Source organism: Vicinamibacterales bacterium, from assembly GCA_036496585.1.
GTDB lineage: Bacteria > Acidobacteriota > Vicinamibacteria > Vicinamibacterales > 2-12-FULL-66-21 > JAICSD01.
Genome location: DASXLB010000004.1, coordinates 187460 through 208987 on the forward strand (window position 1 = coordinate 187460; position 21528 = coordinate 208987).

At 67.0% G+C, this 21528-nt stretch carries 16 protein-coding genes and 1 pseudogene; 7 read left to right on the plus strand and 10 right to left on the minus strand.

Annotated elements, in window-relative coordinates; all coding sequences use genetic code 11:
• The first annotated feature begins 37 nt into the window (after positions 1–37).
• The 7 genes from VGI12_01325 (at position 38) to VGI12_01355 (ending at position 9074) form a co-directional block, all read left to right on the plus strand.
• Positions 38–802 carry a glutaminyl-peptide cyclotransferase gene (locus VGI12_01325; GenBank protein ID HEY2431284.1) on the plus strand — a complete coding sequence of 255 codons (765 nt, stop codon included), beginning with the start codon at positions 38–40 and terminating at the stop codon, positions 800–802.
• A 258-nt stretch (positions 803–1060) separates the two neighbouring features.
• A complete protein-coding gene (locus tag VGI12_01330) occupies positions 1061–1861 on the plus strand; it encodes an alpha/beta fold hydrolase (GenBank protein HEY2431285.1) in 801 nt (266 codons plus the stop codon).
• A 30-nt stretch (positions 1862–1891) separates the two neighbouring features.
• A complete protein-coding gene (locus tag VGI12_01335) occupies positions 1892–2704 on the plus strand; it encodes a DUF547 domain-containing protein (GenBank protein HEY2431286.1) in 813 nt (270 codons plus the stop codon).
• A gap of 158 nt (positions 2705–2862) precedes the next feature.
• The gene (locus tag VGI12_01340; GenBank protein HEY2431287.1) at positions 2863–3642 is read left to right on the plus strand and encodes an SDR family oxidoreductase; all 780 of its coding nucleotides are present in this window, start codon (positions 2863–2865) and stop codon (positions 3640–3642) included.
• Positions 3643–3741: 99 nt separating this feature from the next.
• Entirely contained in the window at positions 3742–5052 is a 1311-nt protein-coding gene (locus tag VGI12_01345) for an amino acid carrier protein (GenBank protein ID HEY2431288.1), read from the plus strand.
• A 97-nt stretch (positions 5053–5149) separates the two neighbouring features.
• A complete protein-coding gene (locus tag VGI12_01350) occupies positions 5150–7645 on the plus strand; it encodes a DEAD/DEAH box helicase (GenBank protein HEY2431289.1) in 2496 nt (831 codons plus the stop codon).
• Positions 7646–7673: 28 nt separating this feature from the next.
• Positions 7674–9074: a ribonuclease H-like domain-containing protein gene (locus VGI12_01355; protein HEY2431290.1), complete on the plus strand. Its 1401-nt coding sequence runs from the start codon at positions 7674–7676 to the stop codon at positions 9072–9074.
• Positions 9075–9209: 135 nt separating this feature from the next.
• Here VGI12_01355 and rpmE read toward each other — a convergent pair.
• From rpmE to tig, 10 genes and pseudogenes are all read right to left on the minus strand, one after another.
• Positions 9210–9407, minus strand: a pseudogene (rpmE, locus tag VGI12_01360) (50S ribosomal protein L31).
• Between the two features lie 88 nt (positions 9408–9495).
• Positions 9496–10461: an aldo/keto reductase gene (locus VGI12_01365; protein ID HEY2431291.1), complete on the minus strand. Its 966-nt coding sequence runs from the start codon at positions 10459–10461 to the stop codon at positions 9496–9498.
• Between the two features lie 154 nt (positions 10462–10615).
• A complete protein-coding gene (locus VGI12_01370; GenBank protein HEY2431292.1) occupies positions 10616–13276 on the minus strand; it encodes an ABC transporter permease in 2661 nt (886 codons plus the stop codon).
• A gap of 40 nt (positions 13277–13316) precedes the next feature.
• Positions 13317–13670 carry a PadR family transcriptional regulator gene (locus tag VGI12_01375; GenBank protein HEY2431293.1) on the minus strand — a complete coding sequence of 118 codons (354 nt, stop codon included), beginning with the start codon at positions 13668–13670 and terminating at the stop codon, positions 13317–13319.
• A 104-nt stretch (positions 13671–13774) separates the two neighbouring features.
• Positions 13775–15175, minus strand: a complete 1401-nt coding sequence (rho, locus tag VGI12_01380; GenBank protein ID HEY2431294.1) for a transcription termination factor Rho — start codon at positions 15173–15175, stop codon at positions 13775–13777.
• Positions 15136–15747: a ribosome biogenesis GTP-binding protein YihA/YsxC gene (yihA, locus tag VGI12_01385; protein ID HEY2431295.1), complete on the minus strand. Its 612-nt coding sequence runs from the start codon at positions 15745–15747 to the stop codon at positions 15136–15138. The genes rho and yihA overlap by 40 nt, the downstream gene beginning before the upstream one ends.
• A gap of 71 nt (positions 15748–15818) precedes the next feature.
• Positions 15819–18197 carry an endopeptidase La gene (gene lon, locus VGI12_01390; protein ID HEY2431296.1) on the minus strand — a complete coding sequence of 793 codons (2379 nt, stop codon included), beginning with the start codon at positions 18195–18197 and terminating at the stop codon, positions 15819–15821.
• A 68-nt stretch (positions 18198–18265) separates the two neighbouring features.
• On the minus strand, positions 18266–19516 hold the full coding sequence (gene clpX / locus VGI12_01395) for an ATP-dependent Clp protease ATP-binding subunit ClpX (protein HEY2431297.1): 1251 nt from the start codon (positions 19514–19516) through the stop codon (positions 18266–18268).
• A gap of 5 nt (positions 19517–19521) precedes the next feature.
• Positions 19522–20130 (minus strand): ATP-dependent Clp protease proteolytic subunit, encoded by a 609-nt coding sequence (locus tag VGI12_01400; GenBank protein HEY2431298.1) that lies wholly within the window; start codon positions 20128–20130, stop codon positions 19522–19524.
• Between the two features lie 64 nt (positions 20131–20194).
• Positions 20195–21514 carry a trigger factor gene (tig, locus tag VGI12_01405; GenBank protein HEY2431299.1) on the minus strand — a complete coding sequence of 440 codons (1320 nt, stop codon included), beginning with the start codon at positions 21512–21514 and terminating at the stop codon, positions 20195–20197.
• Positions 21515–21528: the final 14 nt, after the last annotated feature.

The window sequence follows — 21528 nt, forward strand, 5'->3', positions numbered from 1 at the left end:
TGGTGGGGGCCGTGCGCCCGTGGCTTATGCTAGCAAAATGAAAGGAGCACTCGTCCTCACAATGGCGGCCATCGGCTTCTTCTCGGCCCAGCGATCCGGCGGCGGTCCCCTACCGACCTACGGCTATACCGTCGTCCGTTCGTATCCGCACGATCACAACGCCTTTACCCAGGGCCTGATTGTGCGCGACGGAGTGTTCTACGAGGGGACCGGGCTGAACGGCCGCTCCGGGATCCGCAGGGTGAAGATCGAGACCGGCGAAGTGCTGCAGACCAAGCCGCTCGCGCCGGAGTATTTCGGCGAGGGGATCACCGACTGGAAAGGACAGATCGTTCAGCTCACCTGGCAATCGGAGGTCGGCTTCGTCTACGACCTGCAGACGTTCGACCAGACGAAACGCTGGAGCTATGCCGGGGAGGGATGGGGCCTGACGCACGACGACACGCGTTTGATCATGAGCGACGGCACCGCCCAGCTGCGGTTCCTCGATCCCGCCACGCTGAAGGAAAGCGGCCGCATCACGGTGCGCGACGCCAACGGGCCGGTCGAGCATCTGAACGAGCTCGAGTTCGTGAAAGGGGAGATCTACGCCAACATCTGGCAGACCGATCGGATCGCGCGGATCTCGCCGAAGGACGGTCGCGTGACCGGCTGGATCGACTTGTCCGGCCTGCTGTCGCCGGCCGAGCACAGCGGCGTCGACGTCCTGAACGGAATCGCCTACGACGCGGCCGGCGATCGTCTTTTCGTGACCGGCAAGCTCTGGCCACGGGTGTTTGAGATCAGGACGGTGAAACGTTAGAGAAAGGGCCAGACGAGGGAGCCACAGGGGGCCAGACGAGGGAGCCAAAGGGGCTAAAGGGGCCAAAAGTGCGAAGGGTGCTGGTGCGAAGGGTGCTAACGGTGCCATGGTGCGGGGCCAAGAATCCGACAGTGTGTAGAGCACACCAGCACCCTTCGCACCCGGCACCCTTGGCCCCTTTAGCGCCCTTAGCACCCGGCACCCTTAGCCCCCTTGGCTCCTTTAGCACCCTTAGCACCCCGAAAGGCAGATACCCCAATGGTTCGCGAGAGAGAGCTCGAGACACCAGGCGGCCGGATCGCCTGGATCGAAGCGGGTGCGGGTTGGCCGGTCGTCCTGCTGCATGCGTTTCCGCTGCACTCGAGCATGTGGCTGCCGCAGCTTGCCCGCGTCCCGGACGGATGGCGATTCATCGCGCCCGACTTTCCGGGCTTCGGCCGCAGCGCCGGTTTCCTGGATGGCGGACGCCGCGGGCTCGATGCTTACGCCGCGGCCGTCGGCGGGCTGATGGACGCGCTCGAGATCGATGCCGCGGTGATCGCCGGGTTGTCGATGGGGGGCTACGTGGCGTTCGCACTGCATCGGGCGCTGTCGGCGCGGTTCTCGGGGCTGGTGCTCGCGGACACGCGCGCCCAGGCCGATACCCCGGCGGGACGCGACGGACGCGTGCGCATGCGCGAGCTGCTGGCACGCAGCGGGCCGGCCGCGGTGGCCGATGAGATGCTGCCGCGACTGCTCTCGAGCGGCGCGGACGCCGCGCTCGTGGCGCAGGTGCGGGACACGATCGCAGGCGCCGATCCCGCCGGCATCGACGCCGCAATTCTCGCGATGATGGATCGCCCCGACTCGACCGCCGACCTGCCGCATATCTCCTGCGGGACGCTCGTGCTGGTCGGGAAGGAGGACGCGATCACTTCCGTGGCCGACGCCGACGCGATGCAGCGCGCGATCCCGCGCGCGACGCTGACCGTCGTGCCGCACGCCGGCCATCTCTCGAACCTCGAGCAGCCCGACACGTTCTCGCGCGCCCTCGCCGACTTCCTGATCGCCCGCGCGTAGGCTCGGCGCCGCCGAGAGTATGATCGACGGATGCGGATCCTGCTTGCCTGCGCGATCGCAGCGTTGCTTCCGGCTCAGCAGTTCACGCCCGCCGCCGGCGCCGATCCGTTGCACCGGCCGTTCGACCAGATCCTCGATGTCGACGTCCGCGACGGGCTCGTCTACTACCGCGCGCTGAAGGCCGATCGCGGCCGGCTCGATCGCTACGTGGCGTCGCTCAACGTTCCCGACGCGACCTATCGAGGATGGCCGCCGAAACAGCAGACGGCGTTCTGGCTCGACGCCTACAACGCGTTCGTGCTGGAAACGGTGATCAACCACTATCCGCTGCACGGCACGATCGCAGACATTCCAGGGGCGTTCGACAAGGCGACCTGGCGCGCCGCCGGCCGCACGGTTACCTTGGATCAGATCGAGAAGACGATCCTGCCGGAGTTCAAGGAGCCGCGCGTCTACTTCGCGCTCGGGCGCGGCGCGATCGGCGGCGGCCGGCTGCGTAGCGAGGCCTACACCGCCGAACGGCTTGACGGGCAGCTCGCCGACATCCAGACGGAGTTCGTGCAGAACGCGCACATGTACCGCCTCGACCGAGTGGCCGGCACGATTGCGGTGTCGCCGATCATCAGCTGGCACGACGCCGCCTTCATCGCCGGCTACGACAAGGGCGACGCCGCGTTCGCCGCGCGCTCGCCGGTCGAGCGCGCCGTGGTCGCGTTCCTGATGCCGTCGCTGCTCCCCTCCGAGAAGGAGTTCGTCCGCACCAACGCCTGGAAGATGACCTTCCTGCCGATGGACTGGCGCCTCAACGATCTGACCGGCGGCGGCCACGGCGTGGGCGAGTAAGATCGTGCGACTGCGCGCCCTAAGCGCGGGCTTTGACGAGTGAGATCGTATGACTGCGCGCGGAATGGAGCGGCGCGCCTGGCGGCCGCGTAATGGAGCGAGCCTGAGCGAGGGGCCGGAGGGCACCGCCGCGTAGCGGCGGCCCCGAGCGCCAATCAATGGACCTGGGACTTACCGACAAAGTGGCGGTGGTGACCGGCTCGAGCCGTGGCCTCGGGCTGGCCAGCGCGCGGGCACTCGTCGCCGAAGGCTGCCGCGTCGTGATCTGCGCGCGCGGCGCCGAGACGCTCGCCGAGGCGGCGCTCGAGGTCGAGGCGGCGGCGCGCCGGCCGAACATGATCGCGGCCGTGCAGGCTGACGTCACCACGGCCGCCGGGATCGAGCTGGTCGTCGCCCGCGCCGTCGACGCGTTCGGCGGTCTCGATATCCTCGTCAACAACGTCGGCAGGGCCGCCGGGTCGGATCTGCTCGGCACGAGCGACGCCGAGTGGCAGGCGGCGTTCGACGAGACGCTGTTCCCGGCGATTCGCGCCTCGCGCCTCGCCGTGCCCCACATGAAGGCACGCGGCGGCGGCGCGATCATCATGATCACTTCGATCTGGGGACGCGAGTCGGGAGGCCGCATGACCTACAACGCGGTCAAGGCCGCCGAAACGTCGCTCGCCAAAGCGCTCGCGCAGCAGCTCGCCCCCGCCAATATCCGCGTCAACAGCGTTGCCCCCGGATCGATCCTCTTTCCCGGCGGCTCCTGGCACAAGCGCCAGCAGTCAGATCCCGCCGCGATCGCCGAAATGCTTAAGCGCGATCTGCCGTTCGGCCGCTTCGGCCGTCCCGAGGAAGTCGGCATGGTCGTCGCCTTCCTGGCCTCGACACGCGCCTCGTGGATCTCGGGAGCCTCGATCACGGTTGACGGCTGCCAGGGGAAAAGCAATCTGTAGATTTGGAAATGTGGAGATGTGGGAATGTGGGAATGTGCTGAAATCTGGTAGTCTGCCCCGCATCTCCACATTCCCACATTTCCACATTTCCACATTCCGATGATTCAGCCCGTCGCCGACGCCCTCTTCATGCCGTGGGTGGTCGGCGTCCTCTTGCTGGCGGGTGTGTGGCTGACCGTCGCGACCAGGTTCGTGCAGGTGCGGCGGTTTGGCGAGGCCTGGCGCGTGGCCTTCACTCGGCGCGACGCCGGTGCCACAGGGGCGCTGACGCCGTTTCAGGCGTTCATGACCGCGCTTGGTGCGTCGATCGGGACCGGCAACATCGCCGGCGTCGCCACCGCCATCGTCTCGGGCGGCCCCGGGGCGCTGTTCTGGATCTGGGTCTACGGCTTTCTCGCGATGGCGATCAAGTTCGCCGAGGCGACGCTCGGGCTGAAGTTCCGCGAGACGCGCGGCGGCAGCGTCCTGTCCGGGCCGATGTACTACCTGCGCGACGGCCTCCGGTCGCCGTCCCTCGCCACGACGTTCGCGCTCGTCGCCGCCGTCGCGGCGCTGACGACGACCCCGTTCACCCAGCCGAATTCGATCGCGCTCGTCGTCAACAGTGTGTTCGGCATCCCGAAATGGGCGATCGGCATCGCGGTCGCCGTGCTCACGTGGCTCGTGATTATCGGAGGCATCCAGTCGATCGGCCGCGCCGCCGCGCGGCTGTCGCCGCTGAAGGTCGGCCTCTATCTCGTGGGCGGACTGATCGTGATCGGCGCCAACCTCTCGCGCATCCCCGCCACCCTGGCGCTGGTGTGGCATGAAGCGCTGACGCCACGGTCGGCGCTCGGGTTCGGCCTGTTCGTCGCGATGCGCTACGGGATCGCGCGTGGCATCTATGCGAACGAGGCCGGCTACGGGACCGCCGCCGTGGCCTACGGCACCGCGAAGAGCACGCAGCCGACGATGCAGGGGCTGAACGCCGTCGTCGAGGTCTTCACGGTGTCGTTCGTGACCTCGACGATCAGCGCGATGACGATCCTCCTGACCGGCGTTTGGCACGGCAGCGGACTGACCAGCAGCGCCGCTGTCGCGGCCGGCTTCAACGCCGTGATGCCGACCGTCGGCGGCTGGATCGTCGCGTTCTGTGTGTTCCTGTTCGGCTACACGACGCTCATCGGCTGGGCCTACTACGGCGAGCAGTTCTTCGAATACCTGCTGGGCCGCAAGGTGACGCTGCCATATCGCTGGATCTACTGCCTGCTGATTCCGTTCGGCGCGGTGACGAAGGTCGAAGTCGTCTGGGCGTGGGGCGACCTGATGAACGCGCTGCAGGTGTTCCCGAATCTCATCGGCCTGATCGGCTTGAGCGGCATCGTCGCCGCGTTCGCACGCGAGAAACTGGCGCCGGCGTCGACGAAATAGATTCGGCTGGTCGGCCTCCAGACTTTCGCCTCTTGATCGCCATCGCCGCACCTGCTAGGATCACCCACAATTCCTGCGGATCCAGCAGGTTACCTCCATGCCGTCGAACGCACTGCCCGCTGTTTGGGGTGACAAGGACCAGCTCCTGCAGCAGGCGCTGGTCCGGCTCCAGACGTCTGTCCGGCCCGGCGGGCCCGACGAAGCGGACCCGATCGTCACGACCAGCCGGCGGCTGCCGGCGGTTGCGGCCAGTTACGCCCCGTTCCCGGAGGAGACCGATCCTCGCCTGCGGGCCGCGCTGGCGGCGCGCGGCATCGACCAGCTGTATACGCACCAGGCCGAGGCGTTCGCGCACGTGCTCGCCGGCCGCAGCGTCGTTACGATCACGCCCACGGCCTCGGGCAAGACGCTCTGCTACAACGCGCCGGTGCTCGACGCGATCCTGAAGGATCCGACGACGCGCGCGCTGTATCTGTTTCCGACGAAGGCGCTGGCGCAGGATCAGCTCGCCGAACTGCACGCGCTCGCCGAGCTGGTCATGCATGCCGGGCGTGAAAGCTCCGGTCCGCAGACGCCAGAGATCGCCGTCTTCACCTACGACGGCGACACGCCGTCGGACGCCCGGCGCGCGATCCGCGGCAAGGCGCATGTCGTGTTGAGCAACCCCGACATGCTGCACTCGGGGATCCTGCCGCACCATCCACGCTGGGCGAAGCTGTTCGAGAACCTCAAGTTCGTGGTGATCGACGAGCTGCACGCGTATCGCGGCGTCTTCGGCAGCCACCTCGCGAACATCGTGCGGCGGCTGCAGCGCATCTGCCGGCACTATGGATCCGATCCGGTGTTCATCTGCTCATCGGCGACGATCGCCAACCCGCGCGAGCTGGCCGAAGGGCTGACCGCCCGCGCCTGCGAGCTGGTCGAGAGGAGCGGCGCGCCGCGCGGCGAGAAGTTCTTCCTGTTCGTGAATCCGCCGGTCGTCAACGCTCAGCTCGGCATCCGCCGGTCGTACCTGGCGGAAGCGCGCCGCGTCGCGCTCGAGTTCCTGAAGAACAAGTTGCAGCTGATCCTGTTCGCGCAGAGCCGGCTGGCGACCGAGATCCTGACGACCTATCTCAAGGACGCGTATCAGGGTCCGCCCGGCGCGTCGGACGTGATCCGCGGCTATCGCGGCGGCTATCTGCCGAACCGGCGGCGCGAAATCGAGCGCGGCCTGCGCGACGGCAACGTCCGCGCCGTCGTCTCGACCAACGCCCTCGAGCTGGGGATTGACATCGGCGCGCTCGACGTCTCGGTGATGGCGGGCTATCCCGGGACGATTGCCGCCACCTGGCAGCGCGCCGGCCGCGCCGGCCGGCGATCGACGCGCTCGGCCGCCGTGCTCGTTGCGAGCAGCGCGCCGATCGATCAGTTCATCGTCCGCCACCCTGCCTATTTTTTCGACGCGTCGCCCGAGCACGCGCTGATCAACCCAGACAACCTGCACATCCTGCTCGACCACGTGAAGTGCGGCGCGTTCGAGCTGCCGTTCGCGGTCGATGAGACCTTCGGTCGCGAAAACGTGCAGGACGTGCTGGCCGTGCTCGCCGAGGAAGGATTCGTGCACGCAGCCGACGGGCAGTGGAACTGGACGCACGAGTCCTATCCGGCCGATGCCGTCAGCCTGCGCTCGGTGTCTTCGGACAATTTTGTGGTGGTCGACACGACGCAGGGCGAGCGTGTCATCGCCGAAACCGACTTCACCAGCGGCCCGGCCATGCTGCACGAGAAGGCGATCTACCTGCTCGAGGGCCAGCTGTTCCAGGTCGAGCGGCTCGACTTCGACGGCCGCAAGGCGTACGTCCGCGCGGTCGACTGCGATTACTACACCGACGCGATCACGTATACGAAGGTCACGATTCTGGACACCTTCGCGGGTCGCGGCTCGCGGGACCTAGGACTCGAGAAGGGGATGGAGACGGCCGACAGCTCGGTGTCGTGCGAGACCAGCGACCTGCAACCAGCGACCCGCTCTCATGGCGAAGTCCACGTCGTGTCGCGCGTCGTCGGGTTCAAGAAGATCAAGTTCTACACCAACGAGAACGTCGGTTCCGGCGAGCTGGATCTGCCGGAGCAGCAGATGCACACGACTTCGTACTGGCTGACGATCCCGGCGGCGGTCATGCAGGCGCTGCCCTATGCCACCGACGACCGGCGGGACGGAGTGATCGGGCTGTCGTTCGCGATGCGGCACGTCGCGCAGCTGCTCCTGATGGGCGATCGCGGCGACGTCGGCGTCTCGATCGACGGCGGCTCGCTGGAGCGGGTCACCCGCACCGGCGGCCGCGGCGGCGTGCCCGATGCGCTGCAGGCCGAGCCGAACATCTTCATCTACGACAACTATCCCGGCGGCATCGGTTTCAGCCGCCCGCTGTACGACATGCACGGCGCCCTGCTCGATCGCACGCGACAGTTGGTTGGGACCTGTCCTTGCGAGTCGGGATGCCCGTCGTGCGTCGGCCCGGAGGGCAACACCGGTCCCCACGCCAAAGCCGTGGCGCTGGAGATCATCGATCGGTTGACGTCGGGCGAGACGGAGGTCGTGCCGTTTTGACAGGCGCGGCACGGCGAGGGTCCGCCCGATGATGGACCTCAAAGCGCGGCTTCGCGGGATCGTCAGCGGCGGTGCGCCGGTGACACCTCGGGACCCAACCGAGCCGCAGATCGATCGCAGCCCGGACGACCGAGTCGACGCACGCGGCGGCGCGACGCAGAGAAACGAGCTCACCTACGAGCCCGACACCGGCCGCTACGAGGCCAGCATCGATCTCGAGCGCGTCGCCGACGTGCTGGGCGGACGCGTCGTGTCGAACCGCTATGGTCGGGCCCTGGCGATCGAACGGCGATATGAGTCGGATCGGTTGCATGGCTGCCGGCGGGTGGGCGATTGCGAGGTGGCCGACGACGATCTCCTGCGGTTGCTCGACCCTGGCCTGCCGCCGCCCGACGCCGTTGGAGAGCGGACGCTGTTCGTCGATCTCGAGACGACCGGGTTGAGCGGCGGCGCCGGCACCGTGGCGTTTCTCGTCGGGATCGGCTGGTTCGACCTCGGCGCGTTTCAGGTGCGGCAGTTCCTGCTCGCGAGCTATGCCAGCGAGCGCGCGCTGCTCTGCGCGGTCGCCGAGTGCTTCGATGCCGCGGCACTGCTCGTGACCTACAACGGCAAGACGTTCGACGTGCCGATGATGGAGACGCGCTGGATGTTCCACCGCATGCCGATGCCGCTCAGGTCGGTGCGCCACTTCGACATGCTGCATCCGGCCCGGCGTCTGTGGGGCTGCCGCTCGGCAGACACCGGCATCGAGGGGCAGTCCCGGGCGTCAAAGGACGCCGGCGGCTGCCGTCTCGGCACCCTCGAACGCGTGCTGTGCGACGTGACGCGGGCCGGCGACGTGCCCGGTATGGAGATTCCCGCCCGCTATTTCCGTTTCCTGCGCAGCGGCGACGCCCGACCGCTGGAGCCGGTCCTCGAACACAACCGGCTCGATCTGGTGTCGCTGGCCGCCGTCGCCGCACATGCAGTGGAGCTCGTGGAGCACGGGGCGCCGCGCTGCCGCGACGCCGCCGAAGCGCTGGCGCTGGGAAAAGTCTATGAGCGGGGCGGCGTGCTGGATCGCGCGAACGACTGCTATCGGCACGCCGCAGACGCTCCAGGCGCGCCGGCCGAGGTCAGCGGGGAGGCCTTGTATCGATTGGGCGTGCGCTTGCGGCGCGATCGCCGGTTCGCGAACGCCGCCGAGATCTGGCGGCGGATCCTGACGCTGCCGGGGCGCAGCGAGCTGCTGCGGACGCTGCGCCAGTTCGCCACCGAAGCGCTGGCCGTTCACCACGAGCATCGCGAGAAGGACTATCAGGGCGCGCGCGATCTTGCGCTCACGCTCCTCGACGACGAAACCTTCGAGACCCGCGCGCGCGTCCGCCATCGCCTGGCCAGGTTGGATCGGAAGATCGCCTCAAACGGCGACAGCCAGCTATTTGCATAGCTGGCTGTCGCGTGTGTCTCAGAAAGACCGAACCGCCGGGGTTCGGGACGAGCGCGTTTACCGCGTCGCGGCTGCCGACTTCTTGGCCTTGGCGGTCTTCGCCGCCGCGGCCGCGGCCTTGTGCGCTTCCGAGGTCTGCGCGCCGAAGCGCTTGGTGAATCGATCCACGCGGCCTTCGGTATCGATCAGCTTCTGGCGTCCGGTGAAGAACGGATGGCAGTTGTTGCAGATTTCGAGGTGCAGCTCGGACTTGGTCGAGCGGGTCTTCCACGTCGCCCCGCACGCACAGCGCGCCTCGATGTCGTAGTACTTGGGGTGAATCGCTTCCTTCACGGCCTGCTCCTTGGTCCCTATGGGAAAACTACAGTATACCACAGGCGGTCTAACCCCTGTCGAGCCAAGAGTATAGCGCCCAGCTGGTTCAGGGAATGTCGATCCAGCGATCCCAGCGGTGGCCGCGCAGCTCCGCGACGAGCTGGGCGGGAAGCCGGTGTCCGTCGCTGCTCGCCAGGTTCGCCTCGACGTGCCGCAGCTTGCGCATCCCGGGAATCACCGTGCTGACCGCTGGATGCTCCAGGATGTGCCGCAAGGCGAGTTGCGGCATCGACATGCCGGCGGGGACCACCGGCCTGAGGGCCGCAACCCGCTCGAGCGTGTTCTTCAGGTTGTCCGGCTGAAAGTAGATGTTCCGGAAGTCCCCTTCGGGCCATCGCGCGTCGGCGGTCAGCGTGTCGGTGAGGCTGCCCTCGTCGAAGGGGACCCGGGCGATGACGGCGATATTCCGCCGCTGGCATTCCGGAAACAGCTTGTCTTCCGGCGCCTGGTCGAAGACGTTGTAGACAACCTGCACGGCGTCGATGAGGCCGGTAGCGAGCGTCCGCAGCACGTTCTCCGGCTGCCAGCGATTGATGCTGATGCCGATGGCGCGCACCAGTTTCTGCTCTTTGAGCTCTGAAACCGCCCGCTGCCAGCGGTCGTCGGCCGCCCAGGCGTCGTTCCAGACGTGGAACTGCTGCAGGTCCATCGTCTCGACACCGAGATTGCGCAGGCTGGTTTCGGTGTACTCGCGGATGTAGTCGGCGGGGAACACCTCGTCCAGCGCGTAGCTGTCGCGCGCCGGCCACTGCCGGTTCTTCGGCGGAATCTTGGTGGCGGCGTAAAGCTCCCGGCCGGCGTGCCGCTTCAGCAGCGCGCCGAGGAGCCGTTCGCTGCGTCCCTCGCCGTAGGCCCACGCCGTGTCGAAGAACGTGCAGCCGAGCTCGACGGCGCGATCGAGGGACCGCGACGACTCTTCGTCGTCGGATCCCGTCCAGCCGGCCATGCCCCACATGCCATAGCCGATCTCGGAGACCCGCCATCCCGTGCGCCCGAACGTGCGATCCTGCATCCGGAAATCATAGTGCAACCGCGGCGGCTGGCGACCACGGCCATGCCCAACGCGTCGGCCGACGTCGGACGAAGGTCCCCGCTATGGAACCAGGCTCACGCCGTTCACGACACACACTGGGCGCGCGGCGGTGCACCTTGACGAGACGCGACGTTCAGGCATCGCGCGCCAGCGCTTCCATCGGCGCAATCCGGCCGGCACGGCGCGCGGGGGCCAGGCAGGCGGCCAGGCAGACCATGGTCAGGACCGCCGCGGCCGTCAGGACGGCGCCGGCAGGCGCGTGTGGTACGCCCGGCAGCGTGGCCTGGATCGCCCGGACGGCGGTCCACGACCCCACGAGTCCGACGGCGAGTCCCCACGCCAGCAGGCGCAGCCCCATCCGCAGGAACTGGCCGCGCACCTGCTCCGGGCTGGCGCCGAGCGCGAGCCGCAGACCGACCTCCCGCCGCCGCTGCGTGACGGCGTAGCTCAGGACGCCGTAGGTGCCGAGAAGCGTCAGCAACAGCGCGACGGCGGAGAACAGCGCGCCCGCCATCGCCGGCGAGCGCTGCCCAGCGAGGCTGGTATCCAGCCGCGCGCGCATCGATTGAGCGTTGTTCACCGGCAGTTCTGGATCGATCTCGCGGATCACGCGGCGCAGATCCGGAATGAGCGTGTCCGGAGCCGATGTGGTCCGGGCCACGATATAGATCGCCCGATCGAACCGGTTGCTGTACGGGTAGTAGACGGCGTCGGATCCCGGCGCTTCCGACAGCGATGCCTGTTTCACGGCCCCGACGACACCGACGATCGCGTAGGCGTCGTCGCGGTTGCCGGCCGACGCGCCCAGAAAGAGCCGCTGCCCAAGCGCTCCTCCGGCCGGCCAGTAGCGCCGCGCGAAATCCTCGTCGACCACGCAGACGCGCGTGGCGGCGCCGACGTCCGAGGACAGCAGCGCGCGCCCGTCGAGGACGGGAATGCGCATGGCGGGAAAGTAGTCGCCGCCCACGGCGTACGTGTAGACGCTGTGCGGGGGCTCGCCATGCTGAACTGAACGTCCGTTGATCGTCGCGGCGCTCTTGATCGCACTGCCGCTGAGCGGAATGTTCGTGGCGATGCCGGCGTTGACGATGCCGGGCACGCGCGCGAGGTTGGTGTGAAGGCGATCCAGGAAGGACTCGAGCGACGCGCTCGTCCGATAGCGCGCATACGGCAGCGACACCTGGGCGGTGAGCAGCTGATCGGGCGAGAAGCCCGGCGAGACGCGCTCGAGCGAACGGACGTTCGAGGCGACGATCACCGCGCTCGACAGGAGCACCAGCGAGAGCGCGATCTGGGCGACGAGAATGGCGTGGCGCGTGCGCCGCGCGCGAGGTCCGGCGGTCCCGCCTCGCGTGTCGAAGCGAGGGACGAGGCGCGCGTCGCCGCGCAGATGATGCAGGGCCATCGCCGTGCCGAGCACCAGCGCGATGGCCACGGCCGCGGCCATCGCGACCAGCACCGCCGTCGCGTCGAGCCCGATGCGGCTGCCCAGTGGAAGCCGGCTGGCGCCCAGTCGTCCGAACAGCGAGACACCGCCAGACGCTACGAGAAGTCCGACGGCTGCCCCGGCGGCGCTCAGCACGAGGGTTTCGGCCAGCACCGCAGCGACGATATGTGATGCGCGCGCACCGATCGCGCGGCGAACGGCCAGCTCGCGCGCCCGGCTGCCTGCCCTGACGAGGAACAGATTGCCGACGTTGACCAGCCCGATGAGCAGCAGTGTGCCTGCCCCAGCCTGCAGCAGCAGGAGGGCGGAACGCGCCGAGGCGACGTGCCGGGCGTGCATCGGCACGACCAGCGAGCGATAGCCCGCATCGGCCATCCTGGCGGCTTGCGGATTCTGACGCTCCATGACCGCGTCTCGCGCGTCGACTTGCGACTGCGCCTCGTTCAGCGACACGCCCGGCGCGAGCCGCGCCACCATGCTCGACGAACTGCCCCAGTGGCGGCGGGCCGACGAGCGGTCGTCGACGCCCGACGACAGCGGCAGGAAGAGGCGGGCCGCCGACGACAGGAACCCGAAGTCGGGCGGCAGGACGCCGACCACCATGAACGGAACGCCGTCGATCCGAATCGCTCGTCCAACGACGGCAGGGTCGGCCGCGTAGCGCTGACGCCAGTAGGGCTCGCTCAGGATCACGACACGGTCGTTGCCGAAGAGGGTCTCGTCATCACCGAACGGCCGTCCGAGCAGCAGGCGCACGCCCAGCGTCGCGAAGAAGTCTGGCGACACGCGCATCACGAACTCGCGCTCGGTGCGACCGGTGTCGCCGACGATCGCCGCATCGTTTCGATAGAGCGATACGCCGCGCAGCGCCGGAATGCGTCCGCGCCGTTCGTAGTAGTTCGCGACCGTCGCCCCGTCGTCCGGCACGTTGGCGCGCGGATAGGTGTTGTAGATCGTCACCAGACGATCGGGTTCCGGGAACGGGAGCGGCCGCAGGAGCACGGCGTGGACCACCGAGAAAATCGTCAGATTGGCGCCGATGCAGAGGCCGAGGGTGCCAACGACGGCGACCGTGAAGCCGGGCGCCGCGGCGAGACGGCGCACGGTGTAGCGGAGATCGGTCCACTGCACGAGCGGTCCGCGCCGACCGGCGCGCGAGTCGCGTGATTCGCACCAGGCGGCCGCCGCCATCCGCGGCGCCGTCCTCGCCATCAGCGCCCACGCCGCCGGCCGTCCGCCGCGCGCCCGCGCGGCCGCGAGCTGCGCCTCGAACACCTGCCGCATCTCAGCGCCGAAGGCGTCGCGGAAGGCGCGCGGAAAGAGCAGGATCAGGCAGGAGAAGATCACGGCCGGCTCCGTTCGGCGCGACGCCGCAGGCGCAACGCCGTCACGACGTCCACCGCCGCGCGAGGTCCCTCGTGCCGGGTGCGTTGACGAGCGCTCGCAAGCGGTCCAGTTCGGCGGCCAGCACGCGTCCCCCGAGCGGCGTGAGTCGGTAGTAGCGGCGCCGTTCGGCCGCGGCCTCGTCGGCGGTCCGGTGCCCCGCCTCGGCGACGAGACCGTCGTCGAGCAGCCGCTTGATGACGCGATAGAGATTGCCCGGGTCGAGCTGGAGCAGCCCGTCGGTGTGCTCGGCGACCGCCTGGACGAGGCCGTATCCGTGGCGATCCTCGCCGGCGAGCGCGATGAGCAGCTCGAGGTCGAGCGGTTTGAGGGGCAGGTGATTGCGCGGATCGGCCATGTGGTTAAAGTAACCATACGGCGCCGGGGGTCGCAGGTTCCGCGCGGATATAGAAAAAGGCCGGGCCCACAGGACCCGGCCTACACTGGCGATCGCGCTATCGCTTACTTGCCGTTGGCCATCGAACCCAGGAACTCCGCGTTGCTCTTCGTCTTGCCCATCTTCGAGAGCAGCAGCTCCATGCCTTCGACGGGGGAGAGCGGGGTGAGCACCTTGCGCAGGACCCACGTGCGGTTGAGATCCTCTTTCGGGATGAGCAGCTCTTCCTTCCGCGTCCCGCTCTTCTGGATGTCGATGGCGGGGAACACGCGGCGGTCGGCGAGCTTGCGGTCGAGGTGAATCTCGAGGTTGCCGGTGCCCTTGAACTCTTCGAAGATCACTTCGTCCATTCGCGAGCCGGTATCGATGAGCGCGGTCGCGACGATGGTGAGGGAGCCGCCTTCTTCGATGTTTCTCGCGGCGCCGAAGAAGCGCTTCGGCCGCTGCAGGGCGTTGCTGTCGACGCCGCCCGACAGCACCTTGCCCGACGCCGGCACGATGGTGTTGTAGGCGCGGGCCAGACGGGTGACCGAGTCGAGCAGGATGACGACGTCCTTCTTGTGCTCGACGAGGCGCTTGGCCTTCTCGATCACCATCTCGGCGACCTGCACGTGGCGCTGGGCCGGCTCGTCGAAGGTCGACGAAATGACCTCGCCCTTCACCGACCGCTGCATGTCGGTGACTTCTTCAGGCCGCTCGTCGATGAGCAGGACGATGAGGTAGACCTCGGGGTGATTGGCGGTGATGCTGTTGGCGATGTTCTGCAGCAGCATCGTCTTGCCGGTGCGCGGCGGCGCGACGATCAGCCCGCGCTGCCCCTTGCCGATCGGGACCATCAGGTCCATGACGCGCGCCGACAGGTTGTCGGACGCGGCCTCGAGCCGGATCCGCTCCTGCGGATAGAGCGGCGTCAGGTTCTCGAAGAAGACGCGATCGCGGATGCGGTCCGGCGGCTCGAAATTGACCGCTTCGACCTTGATCAGCGCGAAGTAGCGCTCTCCCTCTTTGGGCTGGCGGATCTGGCCGCTGACGGTGTCGCCGGTCTGCAGGTCGAACTTGCGAATCTGCGAAGGGGAGACGTAGATGTCGTCGGGACCGGGCAGGTAGTTGTAGTTCGGTGCGCGGAGGAAACCGAAGCCGTCGGGCAGGGTTTCGAGCACCCCCTCGGAGAAGAGGTTGCCGGACTTTTCGGCGCGGCAGCGCAGGATCTGGAAGATCAGCTCCTGCTTGCGCATGCCGGTGACGCCCGGCACGTCGAGCTGCTTGGCGATCTTGGTCAGCTCCTGGGTGCTCATCTCCTTGAGCGTCGCCAGGTCGACCTTGGTTTCCGGCCCAGGGGAGGACCGCGGCGCCGCCGGCGGCGCTTGTTCCGGTTGTTCCGCCTTGGCCTCGGGTTTGGCCTCCTTGGCCGGAGCGGGTCGTTCCGCTACCGCCTGCGCCTGCTCAGTCTTGCTATCAGTGTCCACAGATCGTCCAGTCCTTCGCCGCTGACCGCCGCTGTCGGGGTTACGGCCGTTGTTCCGAGTTGCCGTTCCAGGTCCTTGAGATTCCTGGTCCGTTCGCTGCGCGACAGTTTGTCGATCTTCGTCGCCACCGTCGCCGTTTGCACGTGGAGTGTCTTCAGCCATGCCGCCGCATCCAGATCAGATTCGAGTCCCGGGTGCCGTGCGTCGACGAGATGCAGGACCCCGGCGATCCCGTCGAACGTGAAATATCCTTCCGCGATCCGCCGCAGCTCTTCGACCGATTCGCGGCCGCCGCGCGCATACCCATAACCGGGGAGATCGGCCAGGTGCACGCTCCAGCGGCCTGGACCGCCAGGGCCGCCATCGACCTCGAAGCGATACAGGTTCGCGAGCCGCGTCTTGCCGGCCGCCGCGCTCGTCCGGGCGAGGGACCGGTTCCTCGCGAGCGCGTTGATCAACGACGATTTCCCGACATTGGACCGCCCGACGAGCGCCACGTGCGGCACGCCGTCGTGCGGAACATCTCCAGCCCCGGTCGCGCTCGTGACGAACCGCGCCTCGACCACCTTCATGTCAATGACGACGGACGACCATCGTCATTCGCCAGTCAGCATGTGTGACGCGGCACGTCCTGGCGGCGCACTCAGTGAGACACAGGGGCTGCATCGCCCGCGACGTCGGTCTCGACGGCCGGCGCCACGCCGCTCAACGGCTCCGTGAGTGCGATCTTCAACACCTCGTCCATGGACTCGACCATGTAAACGTTGAGCGAGTCGAGCACGTTCTTCGGGATGTCGGCCAGGTCCTTCTCGTTCTCGCGTGGAACGATGATCGTCTTCAGACCCGAGCGGTGGGCGGCGAGGATCTTCTCCTTGAGGCCGCCGATCGGCAGCACCTTGCCGCGCAAGGTGATCTCGCCGGTCATCGCCACTTCCTTGCGGATCGGGACGCGCCCGAGCGCTGAAATCAGTGACGTCGCGAGCGTGATGCCCGCCGACGGACCGTCCTTGGGGATGGCGCCTTCCGGAATGTGGATGTGGACGTCGGTCGTCCGGTTGAAGTTCTTCGGGATGCGGAACTCGTCGGCTTTGCTGCGCACGTAGCTCATCGCCGCCTGCGCCGATTCCTGCATGACGTCGCCGAGCTTGCCGGTCAGCGTCAGCTTGCCCTTGCCGGGCATCAACGTCGCTTCGATCGTGAGGATCTCACCGCCGACTTCCGTCCACGCCAGTCCTGTCGCGACGCCGATTTCGTTCTTCTCTTCCCCCATCGCCGGGCGGAAGCGCGGCACGCCGAGGTATTCGGTCACCCGTGCGGCCGTGACCTCCATGCTGAAGCTCTTGCCCTCGGTCACGACCTTGCGGGCGACCTTCCGGCAGATCGACGCGATCTCGCGTTCGAGATTGCGGACGCCCGCCTCGCGCGTGTAGCGCTGGATGATCGTCGAGAACGCCTCGTCGAGGAACGTAATGTTCTCCTTCGTCAGGCCGGCGCCCTCGACCGCTTTCGGGGCGAGGAACTTGCGCGCGATCTCGACCTTCTCCTGCTCGGTGTAGCCGGCGAGCTGCAGCACTTCCATGCGGTCGCGCAGCGCCTGCGGGATGGTGTGCAGCACGTTGGCCGTGCAGATGAACATCACGTTCGACAGGTCGTACTCGACGTCGAGGTAGTGATCGAGGAACGCATTGTTCTGCTCGGGGTCGAGCACCTCGAGCAGCGCCGCCGACGGATCGCCGCGGAAGTCCATCGACATCTTGTCGACTTCGTCGAGCAGGAACACCGGGTTCATGCTGCCGGCCTTCTTCATCATCTGGATGATCTGGCCGGGGAAGGCGCCGATGTAGGTGCGGCGATGGCCGCGGATCTCCGCTTCGTCGCGCACGCCGCCGAGCGACAACCGCACGAACTTGCGGTTCATGGCGCGGGCGATCGACTTGGCCAGCGAGGTCTTGCCGACTCCCGGAGGACCGGAGAAGGTGAGGATGGTCGCCTTCGGCTTCTTGACCAGGGCGCGCACCGCGAGGAACTCGAGGATGCGATCCTTGATCTTCTCGAGGCCGTAGTGGTCCTCGTTGAGGACGTCCTCGGCGCGCTTGAGGTCGCGGCTCTCCTTGGTCTTTTTGTGCCACGGCACCGCGATCAGCCAGTCGAGGTAGTTGCGCGAGACGGTCGCTTCCGCGGACATCGGCGGCATCGCCTCCAGCCGCTTCAGCTCCTGGATCGCCTTTTCCTCGACCTCGTCAGGCATCTTTGCCTGCTCGATCTTCTTCTTCAGCTCCTCGATTTCGTTGCCCTTCTCGTCCTTGCGGCCCAGTTCCTTCTGGATCGCCTTCATCTTCTCGTTGAGGTAGTACTCCTTCTGCGCCTTCTCCATCTGCTTCTTGACGCGCGACTGGATCTTGCGATCCACCTGGAGCTTGTCCACCTCGGCTTCGAGGAGTGCCGCAATCCGGTTCAGCCGTTCGATCGGCGAGATGATCTCGAGCAGGTTCTGCTTCTCGTCGACTCCGACCACCAGGTGGGCGGCGATGGTGTCGGCCAGCTTGCCCGGGTCGTCGACCCGCACCGCGGCGATCATCGCGTCGTAGTTCAGGTTGTTCGACAGCTTGACGTACTGCTCGAACAGCGACACCACCTTGGTCATCGTCGCTTCGGCGTCGACGCCGGCTTCCTTCGGCTTCGGCACCACCTTGACCACGACGCGGTAGAAGCCCTTGTCTTCCTTCCACTCGACGGCCCGCGCCCGCTCGATGCCTTCGACCAGCACCTTGATGTTGCCGTCGGGCAGCTTGAGGCTCTGCACGATGTTGGCGACGCAGCCCATCGTGAAGATGTCGTTCGGCTCGGGCTCGTCGGTCGCCGCGTCGTGCTGGGCGGCGAGGAAGATCCGCTTGTCCTTCCCGAGCGCGTGCTCGAGGGCGCGAGTCGACGACGGCCGTCCGATCACGAACGGCATCATCATGTGGGGGAAGACCACTACATCGCGTAGTGGGACGATGGGAAGGGTTTCGTAGAGTTCCATTCGTTAGTACAGACTGACACGGCAGATGTGCCGATTGCTCACGGGCGATGGGCTATCGCCAATGCCGATTACCCGGCCTTTTCGATCAGGGTGATCGGCTTTTCCTTGCTCATGACGACCTCGCGGGTGATCACGCACTCGCGGATCTTCTTCTGGCCGGGGAGCGAGTACATCAGATCGAGCATGAGGTCCTCGATGATCATGCGCAGGCCGCGCGCGCCGATTTTCCGCGCCAGCGCATGCTCGGCAATCGCCTCGAGGGCGTCATCGGTGAACTTCAGCTTGACGTTCTCGTACTCGAACAGCTTCTGGTACTGACGCGTGATGGCGTTGCGAGGTTGCGTCAGGATCTGCACGAGCGCGGCGCGATCGAGCTCGTGGAGCGTGCCGACGACGGGCAGGCGGCCGACGAACTCCGGGATCAGGCCGTATTTGATGAGATCCTCGGGCTCGACCAACTCGAGGGTCGTACCGACGTCGCGGGTGTTCACCGACTTGACCTCGGCCTTGAAGCCGAGCGTCTTCTTGCCCGTGCGCCGCTCGATCTGCTTGTCGAGCCCGACGAAGGCGCCGCCGCAGATGAACAGGATGTTGGTCGTGTCGACCTGGAAGAACTCCTGGTGCGGGTGCTTGCGCCCGCCCTGCGGCGGGACGTTGGCGACGGTGCCCTCGAGGATCTTCAGCAGCGCCTGCTGCACCCCCTCGCCCGACACGTCACGCGTGATCGAGGGGTTCTCGTCCTTGCGGCAGATCTTGTCGACTTCGTCGATGTAGATGATCCCCTGTTGGCACTTCTCGATGTCTCCGCCAGCCGCCTGCAGCAGCTTGAGGATGATGTTCTCGACGTCCTCGCCGACGTAGCCCGCCTCGGTCAGCGTCGTCGCATCGACGATGGTGAAGGGGACCGACAGGAGCTTGGCGAGCGTCTGCGCCAGCAATGTCTTGCCGGTGCCGGTCGGGCCGATCAGCAGGATGTTCGACTTGGTCAGCTCGATGTCGTTGCGCGACCTCGACTGCTTCTGAATCTCGATCCGCTTGTAGTGGTTGTAGACCGCGACCGCGAGCTTCTTCTTGGTCTGCTCCTGGCCGATGACGTATTCGTCCAGGAACTTCTTGATTTCCTGCGGGACCGGCAGGGACGAGCGGGTGCCGCCGCGCGCCTCGAAGCGATTGTCGTCCGCGATGATGTCGTTGCAGACCTCGACACACTCGTCGCAGATGAAGACCGTCGGGCCCGCGATGAGCTTGCGGACGTCGTTCTGGTCTTTATTGCAGAACGAGCAGCGCAGAATCTCGCTTTCGCCGTTCTTCTTAACCATGGAAGTCAGGCCCGTTTGCGGATGACGTCGTCAATAATACCGTATTCCTTCCCCTGCTCGGCCGACATGATGTAGTCCCGTTCCGTGTCGTCCTGGATGCGCTTGAGGGGCTGGCCGGAGTGTTCGGCCAGGATCTGGTTCAGCCGCTCGCGCGTGCGAAGCAGTTCCCGGGCGTGGATGTCGATGTCGGTGGTCTGCCCGCCGAGGCCCTGGACCCACGGCTGGTGGATCAGGATGCGCGAATTGGGCAGGGAAAAGCGCTTGCCGTGGGTGCCCGACGCCAGCAGCACGGCCGCCACCGACGCCGCCTGGCCCAGGCAATAGGTGTGGACGTCCGGCTTGATGAACTGCATCGTGTCGTAGATGGCCATGCCGGCCGTGACGACGCCGCCCGGGCTGTTGATGTAGAGCAGGATGTCGCGATCCGGATCTTCCGCCTCGAGGAACAGCATCTGGGCGATCACCAGATTGGCGACGTTGTCGTCAATCGGCGTGCCGATGAAGATGATGCTGTCCTTCAGGAGGCGCGAAAAAATGTCGTAAGCGCGCTCTCCGCGGTTGGTCTGTTCGACCACCATCGGGATCAGTTGCGAATAAGAAGAAGAATAAGCCATGCGAAACGCGTTTCAGCGGGACGTGGACGGCTGTTTGTTGGGGGAGCGGCCGGAACCGGAAGTCTTACGTTTGTACGATAGTAGCACGCGACAGCAGGAAGTCAATTGCGCGCTCCCGGCGCAGCCCCGCATACAGCCTGCCAATGCCGCCCTCCTTTTCGAGCTTCGCGCGGACCGCCGCAGGCGTGCGGCCGGTGCGCTCGGCATACCTGCCAATCTCCGCGTCCACGTCCTCGTGGGCCACGGCGAGCTGTTCGCGGCGCGCCACCTCGTCGAGCACCAGCGCCCCGCTCACCGCCTCCGCGGCGGCCTCCTTCTGGCGCCCGCGGAATTCCTCCCAGTTGATGTTCGTCTGCATCGGATCGATCTGCTGCTCGATCAGACGACGGACGAACTCCTCGACGCGGCGGTCGATCTCGCGTTCGAGCAGCGCCTCGGGCACCTCGAACGACACGCGTTCGGCGAGCTGCTTCATCAGCGCGCCGCGCAGCTCCCGGTCCGCCTCGTGCTTCGCCTCATGCTCGAGGTCCTCGCGCACGCGCTGGCGGAGCGCGTCGAGCGAGGCGAAATCGCCCAGGTCCTTCGCGAACTCGTCGTCGAGCTCCGGCACGATGCGCCGGCGGATCGCCTTGACCACGACGTCGTAGGCCACCGTCTTGCCGGCGAGCTCGGTGACCGCGTAGTCGTCCGGATACCGGATGTCGAACGACTTGTGCGCTCCCGCCTCGAGCCCGAACAGCTGCGCGTCGAACCCCGGGGGATTCGCCGTCGCCCCGATATCGACCGTCACGCTCTCGTGCCGATCCGTCTTCTCCTCGCCGCCCGCGGCGGGCGCGTCGGTCAGCACGATGGCCGGCGCCGCACGCTCCGTGCGCACCAGATCCATCAGCACCGAATCCCCGTCGCCGACGCCGCGCCCCTCGACCGGCTCGTAGCGCGCCGACCGCTCGCGCAGCCCTTCGAGCGCCTGGCCGACCGCCGTGTCTCCCACCGCCAGGCTGCCGCGCGACAGTTGCAGCGTCGCGTAGTCTCCCGGATCGATCGGCGGCACCGTGTCGAAGGACGCCGTGAACCGCAGCGGCTGCCCCTCTTCGACGACGACGTCCTTGATGTCGGGCGTGTCCACCGGCTCGACGCCGCGCTCGCGGAGTGCCTCGTCGACGGCCCGGGGGATGAGCCCGTGCGCGACGTCGTGCAGGATCTGCTCGCGGAACCGCTGCCGGACCACCTTGGGCGGCACCTTGCCGGGACGGAACCCGGGGATGCGCGCCGTCTTCCCGTAATCGCGCGTGACCTTGTCGATTTCCTGATCGACGACCTCACTGTCGATCTCCACCACCAGGTTCTTGCGCGTGTCGTTGACGTCGACGAATTCTGTTTTCATTCGGATCTATCGGC